The organism is Flavivirga spongiicola (assembly GCF_030540825.1).
GTDB classification, from domain to species: Bacteria; Bacteroidota; Bacteroidia; order Flavobacteriales; family Flavobacteriaceae; genus Flavivirga; species Flavivirga spongiicola.
The window spans coordinates 2,688,621-2,705,769 of the sequence record NZ_JAUOEO010000001.1; the positions used below are offsets into that span (position 1 = coordinate 2,688,621).

Annotated in this window: 13 protein-coding genes; 10 read left to right on the forward strand and 3 right to left on the reverse strand. The window is 31.9% G+C overall.

The genetic code is table 11. From position 1 onward, the window contains the following. Positions 1 to 421 precede the first annotated feature (421 nt). The 4 genes from Q4Q47_RS10830 to Q4Q47_RS10845 all read left to right on the forward strand — a co-directional run bounded on the left by Q4Q47_RS10830 (position 422) and on the right by Q4Q47_RS10845 (position 4,642). Positions 422 to 913, forward strand: coding sequence for a hypothetical protein (locus tag Q4Q47_RS10830; RefSeq protein ID WP_303306675.1), 492 nt, complete (start codon positions 422 to 424; stop codon positions 911 to 913). Continuing rightward, entirely contained in the window at positions 910 to 2,592 is a 1,683-nt protein-coding gene (locus Q4Q47_RS10835) for an ATP-binding protein (protein ID WP_303306676.1), read from the forward strand. Before Q4Q47_RS10830 ends, Q4Q47_RS10835 begins: the two co-directional genes overlap by 4 nt. Before the next feature lie 2 nt (positions 2,593 to 2,594). Next, positions 2,595 to 3,332 (forward strand): LytR/AlgR family response regulator transcription factor, encoded by a 738-nt coding sequence (locus Q4Q47_RS10840; RefSeq protein WP_303306677.1) that lies wholly within the window; start codon positions 2,595 to 2,597, stop codon positions 3,330 to 3,332. A 548-nt stretch (positions 3,333 to 3,880) separates the two neighbouring features. Continuing rightward, the gene (locus Q4Q47_RS10845) at positions 3,881 to 4,642 is read left to right on the forward strand and encodes a hypothetical protein (RefSeq protein ID WP_303306678.1); all 762 of its coding nucleotides are present in this window, start codon (positions 3,881 to 3,883) and stop codon (positions 4,640 to 4,642) included. A gap of 292 nt (positions 4,643 to 4,934) precedes the next feature. Here Q4Q47_RS10845 and Q4Q47_RS10850 read toward each other — a convergent pair whose 3' ends face one another. After that, positions 4,935 to 8,186, reverse strand: coding sequence for a YCF48-related protein (locus Q4Q47_RS10850; protein ID WP_303306679.1), 3,252 nt, complete (start codon positions 8,184 to 8,186; stop codon positions 4,935 to 4,937). 78 nt (positions 8,187 to 8,264) lie between these two features. Then, a complete protein-coding gene (locus Q4Q47_RS10855) occupies positions 8,265 to 9,089 on the reverse strand; it encodes a universal stress protein (RefSeq protein WP_303306680.1) in 825 nt (274 codons plus the stop codon). A 134-nt stretch (positions 9,090 to 9,223) separates the two neighbouring features. Between Q4Q47_RS10855 and rimP the strand changes: the two genes are divergently transcribed. The 5 genes from rimP to Q4Q47_RS10880 all read left to right on the forward strand — a co-directional run bounded on the left by rimP (position 9,224) and on the right by Q4Q47_RS10880 (position 15,148). Continuing rightward, positions 9,224 to 9,685, forward strand: a complete 462-nt coding sequence (rimP, locus tag Q4Q47_RS10860; RefSeq protein ID WP_303306681.1) for a ribosome assembly cofactor RimP — start codon at positions 9,224 to 9,226, stop codon at positions 9,683 to 9,685. Between the two features lie 10 nt (positions 9,686 to 9,695). Next, positions 9,696 to 10,928: a transcription termination factor NusA gene (nusA, locus tag Q4Q47_RS10865; protein WP_303306682.1), complete on the forward strand. Its 1,233-nt coding sequence runs from the start codon at positions 9,696 to 9,698 to the stop codon at positions 10,926 to 10,928. A 145-nt stretch (positions 10,929 to 11,073) separates the two neighbouring features. Then, positions 11,074 to 13,881 (forward strand): translation initiation factor IF-2, encoded by a 2,808-nt coding sequence (infB, locus tag Q4Q47_RS10870; RefSeq protein ID WP_303306683.1) that lies wholly within the window; start codon positions 11,074 to 11,076, stop codon positions 13,879 to 13,881. A gap of 516 nt (positions 13,882 to 14,397) precedes the next feature. Next, positions 14,398 to 14,544 (forward strand): hypothetical protein, encoded by a 147-nt coding sequence (locus Q4Q47_RS10875; RefSeq protein WP_303306684.1) that lies wholly within the window; start codon positions 14,398 to 14,400, stop codon positions 14,542 to 14,544. A gap of 118 nt (positions 14,545 to 14,662) precedes the next feature. Next, the gene (locus tag Q4Q47_RS10880; RefSeq protein ID WP_408612139.1) at positions 14,663 to 15,148 is read left to right on the forward strand and encodes a phage tail protein; all 486 of its coding nucleotides are present in this window, start codon (positions 14,663 to 14,665) and stop codon (positions 15,146 to 15,148) included. On the opposite strand, the gene Q4Q47_RS10885 is transcribed toward Q4Q47_RS10880, so the two are convergent. Next, positions 15,145 to 15,543, reverse strand: a complete 399-nt coding sequence (locus Q4Q47_RS10885; protein ID WP_303306685.1) for an SPOR domain-containing protein — start codon at positions 15,541 to 15,543, stop codon at positions 15,145 to 15,147. The two genes, Q4Q47_RS10880 and Q4Q47_RS10885, sit on opposite strands and share 4 nt — an antisense overlap. A 214-nt stretch (positions 15,544 to 15,757) precedes the next feature. Between Q4Q47_RS10885 and Q4Q47_RS10890 the strand changes: the two genes are divergently transcribed. Beyond that, positions 15,758 to 17,056 carry a c-type cytochrome gene (locus Q4Q47_RS10890; RefSeq protein WP_303308460.1) on the forward strand — a complete coding sequence of 433 codons (1,299 nt, stop codon included), beginning with the start codon at positions 15,758 to 15,760 and terminating at the stop codon, positions 17,054 to 17,056. The last annotated feature ends 93 nt before the right edge of the window (positions 17,057 to 17,149 follow it).

Consider the following 17,149-nt stretch of genomic DNA (forward strand, 5'->3'; position numbering starts at 1 on the left):
AGATGCTATTAGATTGCCTGAAAAAAAACAGAAACCAACTTGTCTTGTTCTCAAATAGGTTTACATAAAAACTACTGAAATTAATTTTACCAGAATTATTAATTACGCATTTCGATATAGTAAATCATAAAACAGAAGAGGGTACACTTCATTTTTAAGGATCATACCCAAAAGCATCGCATTTTAACTGCTCATGATTTCTGTAAGGAATTACTATTGAAGATTTTTCTTTACAAGGCAAACCTGTTTATCTCCATATCAAACGTCGTCGTTGGGCGGATAAGAACACTAAGCAAACCCCAAATCTATTACCATTTTAACTTTTCATAACGAAAACCATGTATAATATGGGTTAATAATCTTAAATTACGACTCCCAAATAAAAATTTACAAACCGAACTTAAATTTAAAACAAATGATTATGAGTGCATCAAAACAAATTGGAGGAATAAAAATAGACGAACCTATTTTTATAGAAAAATTCAAATCCGTCACGTCTGAGCCAATAAACCCTGACACAAGCGTTCCAGAACCAGTATCAAACATTATTGAAAAAGGAGATAAGTATAATGTGAACATTTTTGTTTATTTACCAGATTGCCTAAAGGAAATAACACATCTAGATAGTGCTATTATGGTCACTAATAAAATATGGTTACAATACAACGGGCTAATCAATATAGCGACTCCAATCCCTAATCAGCCAAGTGGAAATGTACTATGCCGAAACTTTGAAGTTGTTTTTGATTCAGAGGAAGAACACTTGAAAGGATATCTTGATTTGTACAAAATATCGTTTAACTATTCTGTAGATACAAATAGTATTGAGGCCGAAGCTATTTTTGTACAAAGTGAAGATGTAGACCCAGAAACTTCAAGAGGAACCATTACGACTATTAGAAAAGAACGATGAAATGGTTGTTCTATCTGTTAATTCCGACAGGTCTGTTTGCTCAAAATAATATAGATGATATAGACCTGAAACATGCTATAGAAAACGTTTGTAAAGGAAAATATGCACACTTTCATAGAGCTCATTTATTTTATTTTAAGCAGCAAACAGACTCTGCCTATGTCTATAGCAGTAGGGCGTCTCACTTATATAAAGAAGTTGATTTAAATGATTATTTAAATTTTATTTATGGCGTAAGTGCGTATAGGCAGGGCTTCCATTCTATAGCCAAAAACAAACTCGAAAAAATTAGTACAACATTCCCTTTTCGATATCTGGTTTACTATAATCTTGGAGGTGTTGCCTTGGAATCAAACAAATTTGAAGAGGCTTTAGTATATTACGAAAAGGCACTAAAGAATAAAAAGATTAGAAGTAATACCAAGCTTAAAATAATTTATCATAATATAGGAATATGCTATCTCCATTTAAAAGAATTTAAAAAGTCTGAAGAATTTTTAAAAAAAGAGATAGATATAGCGCGGATAGATAAGGACACCCTAGGATTATTATACGCAAAACTTGATCTTGGAAACGTTTATTATGAGCAACATAAAGACAAACAGGCTATTTCTTTATTTGAAGAAGCATACAACCTGAGTCTAGCGCATACAAGTTTAACAGCTCAACAAATTACAACCCAGAACTTAGCAATTGTCGAAAAAAACAGAAATAATTACAAAAAAAGTCTTGAATATTTAGAACAAAGTCTCGTTCTAAAAGATTCTGTATGGAATAAAGATAAAATTTCATTATTACTAGAAAAAGACAAACTACAGGTTGTTGCTTTAAAAGAAAAGGAAGTACAGATTCAAAAAAAACAACGTAATTGGTTTCTTTTGGGAAGTATTGTGTGTTCTTTACTTGCTCTATTGCTACTTTATTTTTATAACATAAAAACAAGACAAAATAAAACAATAACGACTCAAAAAAAGGAATTAGAAAAATTAAATAACACAAAAAACTATTTGCTTTCCGTAATCTCTCATGATTTAAGATCGCCTTTAAATTCTATTAATTATAATAATGAATCACTCAATAATCTCCTAAATCAGAAGAATATTCAAAAAGCCTTAAAACTGAATAGTGAAAACATTAGCATATCTAAAAACACGTCCCATCTGTTAGACAATATCCTCAATTGGGCGTTAGAACAAAATGACCAACTATTATTTCTTCCCGATTCGTATGCTATAAATATTCTAATTGAATCGGTTTTATTTGACTATAAACCACTGGCTTCAACTAAAAACATTGAATTAAGCGCCCAATATCAAGACGCTAACACTCAAGTGTTTTTGGATAAAGAATTATTTAAAATCACATTTAGAAATCTAATCGATAATTCTATAAAATTTACACCTGAAGGTGGTAAAATAACTGTAGAAACGTCTTCTTTAAATAAAGAATGTATTATCAAAATTAAAGATACAGGGGTCGGGATGCCATTAGATATTCTAAAAACTATTAATAATTATGAAACATTAACCATAGAAAAAATTGACCGGGCTAAGGGGCTTGGTCTGGGTTTGCTTTTAAGTAAAGTGCTAATAAGAAAAAATAATGGCTCTTTTAAGATAAAAAATAACCATGATATGGGAATAATAATTACCTTAGGAGTGCCTATAAAAGATGTCTGAATATGAGACCCCTACATATACTCCTGCTAGAAGACGATATTAATGATTTGCAACAAGTTATTAATGTGTTATCCGAGCATTACAGTATTACAACGGTTAATAGCTTTCAAAAAGCCAAAAATGTACTAGCGTCTTCTTACTTCGATTTTGCTATTTTGGATATAAGTATTAACGGTAAACCCGAAGGCATTGAGGTTGCAAAACATATACAAACGTTACAATCTCCCATTCCTTTTTTATTTCTTACTGCCACGCAAAGTAGAACAGTTTTCGAACAAGCTAAGCTAACATTGCCATTTACTTACCTTTTAAAACCCTTTAACGTTTTAGAGCTTCAATATTCTATTGAACTTTCAATTGAGAAACATTTCCAACAAGAAAACAGACAGGTATTAAATAAAGAAGGTGTCTTAACAGCCGATTATATTTTTGTAAAAAAGCAGGGCAAAATATTCAAAGTTGTTATCAACGATATTGAATATGTTGAAGTTGAGGAAAACTATTGTATGCTTTGTAGTAAAAGTGAAAAACACATGGTCAGACTCTCTCTAACTAAGCTAAAAGATATTCTTTTGCAAAAGAAATTCATTCAGATACACAGAAAAATATTAGTGAATTTAAATGAAGTTAAAGCTTTAAGCTTATCTGAAAACACAGTCTATTTAAATTCAGGTTCTCTAGTTACCATTAGTGATAGGTATAAAAAGAAATTTTTACAGGATCATTCTATCTTAAAATAAAAATACGCTTATCATTAAAAATGAGTCACTCATAACATGCTCTCCTGCGTTTATAAACATTTTAATCCAAGAACCGGTATTTTATCCCAACTTTACATGTAATCTAGAATAAAGTGAGTTGGATTATTAATTAATATGTTTGTTTAACTATCAATAGATTCTATTTTACGTTGATCCTTTCGACTCCAGCTTGTTTTGGGCAGAGCCCCATGGCTCATGGCAGGCTTTGTCGAAACTTATTTAAGCTTTAGTTTATGCTAGGATAGTCAAGGTGTTCAAAATTACATTAGCATGTTTGTAGTCAAAAACAGGCTTCTTTTAAAGCTCACATAAAAATAAAATTACTGGTGAAATCTGAAAAACCAAATAGTAAATAGAATAGGAAAAAACAGCAGGAATTTTTTATGTTATTTTGATTTTTATTGCCATCATCAAGTGAATTGCAATCAACAAAGAAAACGGTTCTTTTTCGTTTAGCGTAAACAATGTACCAAAACCTAAAGCTATTAATATAATAGTTTTCATGCCTCTAAATCAAATTATTTATTATGAACTCATTATCTTTAAATGATGCCTACGCTATAAGTCTAACGCTTTTAACAATTTCAACCATTGTATCTAGACTGGAGTTAGTGATTATGTCTTCGGTTTATATAGATTTTTCTTTTCCCGAAATAGGTTTAAAACGTACAGAATTAAAATTATTTAATTACGGAATCATGATATGTTCTTTTCTTTCAGGTATTCTGTTCTACTGTAAGCAACATATACTTTTTAGGATTTTCTTTTACTTAACCGCAATTGGAGTAATTTACTTGTATTCAGTGAAAAAAACGAATAAAGATGGTTCGGATCAAATACGCGTTTTAGCCTATTTTTCTTTTGTATTGGGCATGATGATTGACAACGATTTAGGTAAAGTGATAACTATTGGGTCTTTAGGGGTTCAGTCATTAATTTCATGCACCACATCTGGACTTACAAAAGTGTTTTCAAAGCATAGACAAAATGGGACTACTTTATCCGATATGTTTATCGCCTATTCTCATGGTTTTGCAAAAACGGTTAATTATTTAAAAAAAGCCTCTTCTTTACAAAAGTTTCTGTCTCACGTAACTACCTTTGCCATATTGGCTATACCAGTATGCTTTTTTATTCCCAGCCCATATCCTTTAATAATAATTCTCGGGATCACATTACTTTTACATTTTTTCACAGCCATACTATTAGGTTTAAACGGCTTTCTGTTTACCTTTCCCTTAACATATCCAGGAATATTGATTTTACATGCTTTAATATTTAAGTATTAGTATCATTTTATATTTGAACTTCTCATAATAAAACGGTCTTCTTTTTTCTATTATAACGTGAGTTTGACATAATATTTTTTGTATGGTTGCTTTTTAAGCAATTAAAACGTTGTCGGGTTGAGCGCAATCGAGACCCTTAAGACTAACGCTAGTTTGTAACTAGTGCCGTGTTCGATGTATTGCCCTAAAAAAGTTTATATTTTAAAAGGTTTTGTATTTTATTTTTTTGAATAAAAATTTATGCTTTCTAAGAATTTGTACAATGATTATCGTTGCTGAGTCATCATGTTTTTTAATTCAATATTAATTTCGACGATACCGCTTTATTACTTTCAAAATTTACTTTTACGAAGTATATTTCTTTTGTAAAAGCGGATACATTTACTTTTATATGAGAAATGTTAGAAACATTTTCATAATAAATGCGTTGACCTAAAGCATTATAAAATTCAATAGACTTGATTTTTTCAGAAATATTAGATTTAATATTCACAAAACCAATTGTTGGGTTTGGATATATTGATATCCTTTTTTCTAAATCAAAACCTGTAATACTTAATGTGCCTGTTGTAAATTGATAGGTGTCTGAATAAATTATATTCCCATTATTGGTGGCAGCTAATCTGTAGTAATAAGTTTGATTTGGTAAAGGATCGTTGATTAAACCTGTTATTAATTTAGTGTTATAACTATAAACATAATTTGGCATTCCTGCTATTGATGAACCAAAACTTTCTGTAACTCCGTATTCGAACTGAATATTTGTTAAATAAGCACCATAACTATTAATTAAACCTCTTAACTCTAAAGAATTGGTTTGTATAGCTTCTTCTATGGTTCCATTTACTATAATAATATCTCCTGAGAAATTGAATACACTCTCTTCGCTATGAATAACTTTTCCGTTATGCATGGCTTTTAATCTATAATAGTAATTTAAATTTGTATCTAAGTTCGTTATCGTAGCGCTAACAGATGCAGAATTGTTTGCATTGACTTGTGAAGGGGTCGTCGGTATATTATTTTCATAATCGATAGTTCCATATTCAAATACAATGTCGGTTATATCTTGGCTGTAAGAAGTTAAAAATGCCGATAGTGTAACATTATTTCCGTTAATATTTGGTCTATAAAGGGTAATATTGTATTCAGGCCGTGTAAAGAAAGACTGTATATTACTATAAATAGCTTCACCTTGGTGGGTAGCCTTAATTCTATAAAAATATTGGGTCTCGGGTTGTAGATTATCCAAACTCGTAGTAATATTTTCAGTTGTATTACCAATTACTAATTTTGGGTTTCCATCTATATTATTAGTAAGCGCATCAGAACTTAATCCATATTGAAATTCTACATTTGTAATATCATGTTCATTAGAAACGATATTACCTGAGATTTCTGCTGTAGTTGCTGAATAGTTATAGACGAAATTTGTTGTTATCTCATAGTCGGGAAGTGTTTTAAAGCTAAAAATATCACTATATCTTGTAGTTGAATTCTGTTTTCCGGATAATCTAAAGTAATATGTAGTGTTTGGTTCTAGATTTGATAAATGAATAGAAACATTCAAAGATTCATTTGAATTAACTGTACTTGGTGTTGTAGAAATAATATTATGGAAGGAATAACCTTTACTATATTCAAATTGAACATTTGAAATAGCTTCACCATTAGAAGTAACGTTACCGGTTAAATGCGTACTCGAATTAGTTATGTTTTTAACTGGGTTAATATGCAAAAATAGGGTTTCGTATTCTACATCACTTCTGTAAATTTTACCGTTTGAGCCTGCCAAAAATATATTTTGATTGGTTAATTGTAAATCAGTTATGCCAGAAATTGTACTTAATAGTTCCCAGCTGTTGCCAGCATTTTGAGTTCTATAAATGCGACCACTATTACCTCTTAAATATCCTACATTAGAGTTATAAAATTTCACGAAAACATAATCTTCATAAGGAACGTCTAATTCTACCCAATTGGTACCTCCGTCAGTTGTTTTGTAAATCAAGCCTTGGTCACCAACAAAGTATCCATTGTTTTCATCTACAAAATGAAATGCGTTAATTTCTTCATCTAATTCAAAATTAACATTCCAAGTATCACCGCCGTCTGTAGTTTTATACATTCTACCATTTGAATATCCGATTCTATTCCCATATCCAACCTGATTATTGACAAATTGTATTTGGCCAAATTCTTGATTAGAAGTTTGAGTCCAGTTAACACCACCATCAACAGTTTTCATTACTTTTCTTTGATTAAAGCCTCCAGAAACAAAACCAGTATTTTCATTAATAAAGAAAATAGAACTTATACCTTCATCAATTAAATCATAACCATTGTTTAGAGCAGACCATGTAACACCTCCATCTGTTGTTTTAAATACGTGGCCTCCATTCGTCCCACTAGTTGTTGCATAACCTATATTTTCATTTACAAATGTAAATTCCCCATTCGAGACAGTGTTTCCTAAACTTAACGCCCCAATCAAATCCCAAGTATTTCCATTATCGTTGGTTTTATAAAAATTGTTCCATGCTTGTATATATCCAGTAGTACTATTTAGAAACTGGATTTGACTGAAATCATTGTAATTTGAGTATTGTTCCCATGTACTACCTCCATCAATAGTTTTAATAATCCGCCCTCTCGCACCAGTTGCAAAACCAATATTGGCATCCTGAAAGTAAATGCCATACATAGAAGTATTATATATTCTACCCAGTTGAAAGAAAATACGAGTCCAAGTAGTTCCCCCATCTGTTGTTTTGAAGGTTGCTCCATGGTCACCCGTTATAAAACCGTTATTCTCATCCAAAAAGTGAAAATCATATATTGCGTCTGTAGTTCCAGAGATTTCAGTCCAAGTTTCACCAGCATCAGTAGTTTTGTAAATATTACTATGTTCTCTTGTTGCAAAACCGATATTTTCATTTATAAAATAGACAGTAAAAAAATCCGAAGGAAATGTATTAGCACTTTGTGTTGTATACCAGTTTTGTCCTCCATCAATTGTTTTTAATATTGTTCCTCCATTGCAAACAGCATGTCCTATTAGTGAACTAGTAAAGGATGTTTTATTAACACCAGAATTTTGAATATTCAAACTTTCCCATGTCGTTCCACCATCGTTAGTTTTTACTATGCTATTTGAAGTTGATAATATAATATTATTGTCATCAATGATATTTACAGTATTAAAAGAACCGCTAAAACCCGTTGATATTTGATTCCATGATACCCCGCTATCTGTAGATTTCAACACATACCCATTACTACCAACAATATAACCAGTTGTATTATGAAAGCTTAAATCATTTCCACTAGAAATATTTTGTTTTTTTAACCAAGTAGTACCTGCGTCCAGTGTTTCTAATAACTCATTAGATGTAATAATGTATCCAATATTATTTGTAACAAACTCAACATTTTTTCCTGTATTAGCTGTTGGCTTAGGGTTTAATAATTCCCAACTTGTTTGAGAGTGGATTTTACCAAAATATAGAATGATGCAAGATAGGATAAGTAGTTTTTTTTTCATTTCAGTTTACAGCAATTATTTTTATATTAGGTTTGTGTTGTACAAAGATAGTAGTAGTTAGAATAAAAAGAAGGTTTTTTAAATCTTAAAAGTAATCACAGGACGTTTAGCATGGTTTACTAAATCTTCACTAATACTGCCATTAAAGAAATGAGAAATACCTTGCCTTCCATGCGTACTCATGCCAATTAAATCAGCTTTTATAGATTGAGAAAAATTCATGATCCCTTTTTCAATACTAAGATCATTGTAAATATTAATCGTATAATTTGAAAAATCAAAAGCTTCGCTAAATTTTGTCATTCTCTTTTTTGATGTTGCAGAAGTGACAAATTTATTAGGTGTGTTTACAATGAGTAAATGTATTTTGGCCTTTAATATATTAGCAAAATCAATAGCTTTTTCATAGGCGGCCTTACTTTCGTCTTTAAAATCTGATGCGAATACAAAATCATTAACTTTAAAAGTTTTGTGTTCATTTTTCACAACTAAAACAGGCGTTTCTGAGGTGCGAACCACTTTTTCGGTATTGCTGCCAATAAGCATTTCTTTTAAACCACTAACTCCATTGGAACCCATAATAACAAGGTCTATATCATGCTTTTTACAAACGTGAAAAATACTTTTAAAAATCTCATGAAACTCAACGTTTTCATATATTACCAGACCTTCTAAATAGTCATTAGTTTTTAATTCTTTAAACTGCTTATGTGCTAATTTCATAAAATAAATAGCTTCAGGTAAATTACTGTAAGAACTTAAAGGATCAACCTCCTGTAGTGGTATTTCGATTATATGTAATAAATAAATTTCGCAATTATATTTTCTTGCCAATTGGGCTGCTACTTTTAAAGCGTTTTCGGCTTGATCTGAAAAGTCAGTCGGAACAAGTATTTTTTTCATAATATCGCAAGTAAGATGTATCTAAATTTATGAAATATTCCTTTAGAAATCAATAAAATATTATATATTTGCACCGTTGAAAGGCGAAATTTAAGAAATGAGGGGACGGGAAGTCCCCTCTTTTTATACTAAAAATGTTTAAAACTACTGTTACAGATTTACTAGAAGCTGCGTTAATTGAAAGACCAGATTTATTTCTTATAGATTTTTCTATTCAAGGAGATAATCAAATTAAGGTAACAATAGATGGTGATAGTGGTGTTTTAGTTGAAGATTGTATGTTTGTTAGTAGAGCCATTGAACATAATCTTGATAGAGAAGAACAAGATTTTTCTTTGGAAGTTATGTCTGCAGGAGCAACATCACCTCTAGTTCACAAAAGACAATATAAAAAGAATTTAAACAGAGTGCTTCATGTGAAGACCACTTCTGATAAACTAGAAGGAACACTTACAGAAGCAACAGACAGTGATATTAGATTAGAATGGAAAGTTAGGGAGCCAAAACCTGTAGGGAAAGGTAAAGTAACTGTAAAAAAAGAAGCGAACATCGCTTACGAAAATATTGTAGAAGCAAAAGTTATGATTAAATTTTAATTCAAGAGTTATGGAAAATGTCGCGTTAATTGAATCTTTTTCAGAATTCAAAGATGATAAGCTCATTGACAGAGTCACGTTAATGGCAATTTTAGAAGATGTATTTAGAAGCGCCTTAAAAAAGAAGTATGGCGATGATGATAATTTTGATATAATTGTAAATCCTGATAAAGGAGATTTAGAGATATGGAGAAATAGAGTTGTGGTTGCAGATGGTGAAGTTGAAGAACCAAACCAAGAAATTTCTTTGTCTGAAGCTCAAAAAATTGAACCAGATTTTGAAGTAGGAGAAGATGTGTCTGAAGAAGTAAAGCTTATCGATTTAGGGAGAAGAGCTATTTTGGCATTACGTCAAAATCTGATTTCTAAAATTCATGAACATGATAATACCATAATTTATAAGCAATTTAAAGATTTAATAGGAGAAATATATACAGCAGAAGTACATCACATTCGTCATAGAGCAGTTATTCTGTTGGATGATGAAGGCAACGAAATTGTATTACCGAAAGATAGACAAATACCTTCAGATTTCTTTAGAAAAGGAGATAATGTAAGAGGTGTTATTGATTCTGTTGAGCTTAAAGGAGCTAAACCAACGATTATAATGTCTAGAAGCTCTCCTGTATTTTTAGAGAAACTATTTGAACAAGAAATTCCAGAGGTTTTTGATGGTTTAATTACTATTAAAAATGTCGTGAGAATTCCAGGAGAGAAAGCAAAGGTAGCAGTAGATTCTTATGATGATAGAATAGATCCTGTTGGAGCTTGTGTTGGTATGAAAGGATCAAGAATTCATGGAATTGTTCGTGAATTAGGTAATGAAAATATTGATGTAATTAATTATACTAATAATTTACAGCTATACATTACAAGAGCATTAAGTCCTGCAAGAGTCACTTCAATTAAATTAAATGAAGAGACTAAAAGAGCAGAAGTTATTTTAAAACCAGAAGAAGTAAGTAAAGCTATTGGTAGAGGCGGTCATAATATTCGTTTAGCAGGCCAATTAACTGGTTATGAGATTGATGTGTTTAGAGAAGGTGCTGAAGAGGATGTGGAATTAAGAGAGTTCTCTGACGAAATAGAAGGATGGATTATTGAAGAGTTTAGTAAAGCTGGATTAGATACTGCTAAAAGTATTTTAGAGCAAGAAGTAGGCGATTTAGTAAAAAGAACAGACTTAGAAGAAGAAACAATTAATGAGGTTATTAGAATTTTAAAAGAAGAATTCGAAGAATAATATCAATTGTTGATTGAATTTATTGTATAAAAATAGCCTGCCCCGTTGCAGAACGGGGATGATTTTTTTTCATGTAAAGGAAAAAAGGACATTTTATTGCGGCAAATTCTATTATTAATATATTTGAGTATTTTAAAGGCGATTTATGGCTGAGACAATTAGATTAAATAAAGTATTACGCGAGCTTAACATCTCTCTAGATCGTGCTGTAGAATTTTTAGATTCTAAAGGCATTGAAATAGAGAAACGACCCACTACGAAAATTTCAGAAGAAGTATATACTGTTCTTTCTAATGAATTTCAAACAGATGCTAGTAAAAAAGTAGCATCTAAAGAGGTTGGCGAAGCTAAGATAAAAGAGAAAGAAGTGTTGCGTGAGCAACGCGAGCGTGAACTTGAAGAGAAACAAAAAGAAACAGCCAAAAAAGAAAAAATAGTTAAAGCTGCCGTGGCACTTTCAGGGCCTAAGCAAGTTGGTAAAATTGATTTAGAGCCAAAAAAGAAGAAAGCAGAAACCGTTTCTGAGAAAAAAGAAAAAGTAGAAGAATCTAAAGTTGAGCCTGCTAAAAAAGAGACTAAAGTTGAGCCTGCTAAAAAAGAGGTAAAAGTTGAAGCTGTAAAAGAAAAGGCAAAAGAAAAAATCGTAGAAGCGGTTAAGGCAGAAACTGTTGTTGAGAAGAAAGTTGAAGAAAAGCAAGAAGAAAAACCGAAGAAGGAGATTATAAATGAAGATGGAGAAGTTATTCCAGATGAAAAGGTTGCCACACAGTATAAGAAACTTACAGGCCCAAAAATAGCAGGTGATAAAATTGATTTATCTCAATTTAATAAGCCAAAGAAAAAGAAAGAAGAAAAGAAACCACCAGTAGCAAAAGCAGGAGAAGCTGGAGCAGCAAACAAGAAAAAACGTAGGCGTATTAGTAAAGTTGGTGGACCTCAAGCTGGAAAAGGTCAAGGAAATAGACCTGGAGGAGGAAGACCTGGAGGAAACGATAGATTTAAAGGGAAACCTGGTCAAGGTCGTCGCAATATCGTAAAGGAAGAGCCTAGTGAAGAAGATGTAAAAAAACAAGTACGTGAAACACTTGAAAAACTTCAAGGAAAATCTTCAAAAGGTAAAGGAGCAAAATATAGAAGAGATAAAAGAGATCAACATAGGGAACAAACTGAGATTGATCAACAAATAGAAGCAGCAGAAAGTAAGATTCTTAAAGTTACAGAATTTGTTACTGCAAGTGAAGTTGCCACTATGATGGATGTATCTGTAACTCAAATTATTTCTGCATGTATGTCATTAGGTATGATGGTAACGATGAATCAGCGTTTAGATGCTGAAACATTGTCTATCGTAGCCGAAGAGTTTGGTTATAAAGTAGAATTTATAACTGCAGATATAGAAGAATCTATTGAAGAGGTTGAAGACAAACCAGAAGATTTAGAACCACGTGCGCCGATTGTAACTGTAATGGGTCACGTAGATCATGGTAAAACATCACTTCTGGATTATATACGTGAAGAAAATGTAATTGCAGGAGAATCTGGAGGAATTACTCAGCATATTGGAGCATACGGAGTTGAATTAGAAAATGGACAAGAAATTGCATTTCTAGATACACCAGGTCATGAGGCCTTTACAGCAATGCGTGCGCGTGGAGCTCAGGTAACAGACATAGCTATTATTTTAGCTGCTGCAGATGATGATATCATGCCACAAACAAAAGAAGCCATATCACATGCTCAAGCAGCAGGAGTTCCTATTGTTTTTGCTATTAATAAAATAGATAAACCAGATGCTAATCCAGACAAGATTAAAGAAGGGTTGGCGCAAATGAATCTTTTGGTTGAAGATTGGGGTGGTAAAATTCAATCGCATGATATATCAGCAAAAGTAGGTACCGGTGTTAAAGAACTATTAGAAAAAGTATTGCTTGAAGCTGAGTTATTAGAGCTTAAAGCGAATCCAAATAAACCGGCAGTAGGTACGGTAGTGGAAGCCTTTTTGGATAAAGGAAGAGGTTATGTGTCAACTATTTTAGTGCAAGCTGGAACTTTAAAAGTGGGAGATTATGTGTTAGCAGGCCAGCATAGTGGTAAGGTGAAAGCGATGCATGACGAAAGAGGGAACGATGTTGAAGCAGCTGGACCTTCTACACCTGTCTCTATTCTTGGTTTAGATGGCGCACCGCAGGCAGGTGATAAATTTAATGTATTTGCAGACGAGCGAGAAGCAAAACAAATTGCATCAAAAAGAGCGCAATTGCAACGCGAACAATCTGTTAGAACACAACGTCATATTACACTCGATGAGATTGGTCGTCGTATAGCACTTGGTGATTTCCAAGAATTAAATATTATCCTTAAAGGTGATGTGGATGGTTCTGTTGAAGCATTAACAGATTCGTTCCAAAAATTATCTACGGAAGAGATTCAAGTTAATATCTTGCATAAAGGTGTTGGAGCAATTACTGAAAGTGATGTATTATTAGCATCTGCATCCGATGCCATTATTGTTGGGTTTAATGTACGTCCAGTTGGAAATGCAAGAACAATTGCTGATAAGGAAGAAATCGATATTAGAACATATTCTATTATTTATGATGCAATTAATGACCTTAAAGATGCGATGGAAGGGATGTTATCTCCAGAACTTAAAGAAGAGATTACAGGAACTGCCGAAATTAGAGAAATATTTAAAGTATCTAAAGTTGGAACTATTGCTGGTTGTATGGTAACCAATGGAAAAATACTTAGATCATCTGGTATTCGCTTAATTAGAGATGGTGTGGTAGTTTATACTGGTGAATTAGCGTCATTAAAACGATTTAAAGATGATGCTAAGGAAGTAACAAAAGGTTACGATTGTGGTATGCAAGTTAAAAACTATAACGATATTAAAGAAGGAGACATCATTGAAGCCTTCCATGAGGTTGAGGTTAAAAAGAAATTGAAATAATCTTTAAATAAATATTTTAAATATAAAAGATCGTCTTAAGACGGTCTTTTTTGTTATTACAAATAATAGCAAAATTATAATTAAATAATATAAGATTAAAAGCCAGGAACCTAGAAATTATAGGACAAGTTAAATAGTCTTTTAAAATTAAATTTTAATAAACTGAATCTCAAAATGGGTTTAATTAAGTTTATAACTACTAGATATATTATATTAAGATGTCTTGGGAAAAATAGTATCAATGCTTTCTGAACCTATTTGTTTAATTTATTATGATACTCGTTTTGTATCATAAATAATTTTTTAGCGTCATTCCGAATTTATTCTCGAAATCCCATAAAAGTAATAATCAAATATTTATAAAGAGAACCTGAAACAAGTTCAGGTTGACGCACTCATTTATGACTAATTAGAGATAATCAAAATTTATTTATTATTAATTGAGTACAAAATTATTTTGTAGTGACGAAGTTTTTCTTAGTTTTAGATAACTAACCAACCAAAAACCCTTAATAGATGAATTTTTTTAGAACTAAAAACGATGAAAAAAGTGATTCGGCTAATATGTTTGTTGAAGCAGCTACAACAGGAATAGCCCTGTTTTTTACAGGAATGATTCTTTATGGTATTTATATCATATTTAGCTGGTTGGTGGGTGGGTGATTAAGCTTATAAATGCATAAGAATCATAAGTGCGTATGGTTTAGTATTTGAGTAGCCTATTCTATTGTGAAATAAATTTAATACATTGTTATCGTAAATTTTAAATTCAAAAACTCTTATGAAGACCAGATTCTCAGTTTTATTGCTATTCTTTATGTTTTCAATGAATGTTACATTGCATGCTCAAGACGAGCCTCTTTTAGGAGAGATTAAAATGTTTGCAGGCAATTTTGCACCTCGAGGTTGGGCGTTTTGTGATGGGCAATTATTATCCATTGGCCAGAATACTGCGTTATTTTCTTTATTAGGAACTACTTATGGAGGTGATGGAAGAACAACTTTTGCTTTACCAGATTTAAGAGGAAGAACACCTGTACATGCTGGGGAAGGGCCATCACTTACACCAATTAGATTAGGTCAAAAAGGGGGGCAAGAATCTCAACATCTTAGTGAAATTTATGTGTTAGAGAATGAATCGAAAAGTTCTAAAAAAGTGAGAGTCTTAGGAAACAATGGTGCATATAAAACGCATAATACGCGATCACCCTATCTAGGTGTTAAATATATAATTGCTTTACAAGGGACTTATCCGTCAAGATATTAATTTTTCTTCTTTTTAGGTTTAAATATAAAAGCATGAGGAAATTTTTTCTTCACTTTTTTTAGTGCTCTATCAGCTTCTAAGCGTGTTCTAAAATTACCTACCCAAATTTTAAAATTTGGTGGTTCGTATTGAATAGTGGGATTCCAAACGGTAAATGAATTACGAAACTCTTTTTGAGCACTTTTTGCATCAGCACGATTCCCAGAATAGATTTGTATTTTATATCTGCTAGGATCTTCCTCATTTTTATTCATCTCTTTTTTGAGATTTAATAAAGTAGTTATGTTTTTGTCTTGATTTACAGTAACATTGCCTTGTTGAGCTGAACAATAAAACGAAGTAAATGCAAAACAAATAATGCTTAAAAAGCTAATTTTTAGATTCAATGGCTTCATATTTTAAATATATTTATACAAATGTATACGTTATAAACTTAATTACAGTCCTTTTTATTATTTAGAATTCTTCTAAATTAGCAATTAACACTTATCTAACATTTCTAGAATCGACTTTAAGTATTACTTTTGCCTGAGATTTTACAAGTATGATATTTATCATAGAATAATGAAAAAATCATACCAAAGTTTAGAAGTTAATTTAACCAACAATATGGAAAAGGTGATTCACCGTAAATTAAGGAAAAACATTCTTCGTTTAGGCTTAATTATTTTATTAGCGTTTACAACCTCTCTTTCTGCTCAGGAAGGAGATCCAGCAAAAGGAAAATCTTTATTTAATGCCAATTGTGCTGCTTGTCATCAACTAGATAAAAAAATGACAGGTCCTGCATTACGTCATGTTGAACAACGTTTGTCTGATGAACAAGGTTTAGACAGAGATTGGATTAGTGCTTGGATACGTAACAGTGCAGGTGTCATTAAATCTGGTGATGCATACGCAAACAAAATTTATAATGATTATGGTGGAGCAGCGATGACTGCTATGCCTCAATTATCGGATGATGATATAAATAATATTCTTGCATATACCGCTGAAGAAAAAGCAGCTCCTGCCGTTGCGGCAGTAGCGACGGAATCGACTACAGGGACGTCGGATATAGGAGGTATTTCAAACGAACTTATTTTAGGAGCTCTAGCAATCCTATTTATATTGTTAGCTGCTGGTTTATTTGTGGTAAACAAAACATTACGTCGTTTTGCTTCGGTACAAAATATAGAGTTATCAGAAGCTACAGAAAGAACACCATTATGGGAGGCTTTTGTTAAGAATCAATTCTTAATGTTGGTAACAGCTATATTTTTCTTATTGGCTAGTGCATATTTTGTTTTTGGGTATTTCATGCAAATTGGTGTTGATCAAGGATATGAGCCTGTACAGCCAATACATTATTCACATAAAATTCATGCTGGTGATAACGGTATCGATTGTAAATACTGTCACTCTTCTGCAAGAGTAAGTAAAACATCTGGTATTCCTTCATTAAATGTATGTATGAATTGTCATAAATCTATATATGAAGTTGCTCCGGAAACTTTGGCTGAAGGCAATAAAATAGGTATAGATTATAATGCCGAAATTCAAAAATTATATGCAGCAGCAGGATGGGACGATGCTGAGCAAAAATATACAGGGAATTCTCAACCAGTAAAATGGGTGCGTATTCATAACTTACCGGATTTTGTTTACTTTAACCACTCGCAACACGTCACTGTTGCAGGAATTGAGTGTCAAACGTGTCATGGTCCTGTTGAAGAAATGGAAGTGATGTATCAGCATGCACCATTAACAATGGGTTGGTGTATTGAGTGTCACAGAACAACTAATGTGAATGTAAAAGACAATGCTTACTATACAAAAATACATGAAGAGTTATCTAAAAAGTATGGTGTAGATAAGTTAACAGCTGCTCAAATGGGTGGACTGGAATGTGGTAAGTGTCACTATTAATATTATTTTTCTTTTCCGCGAAGGCGGAAAACTTTAAATAGAATTAAAATTTTGTTTTTCGTTAAAAACGAAAAACTTTAAAATAAATAATAA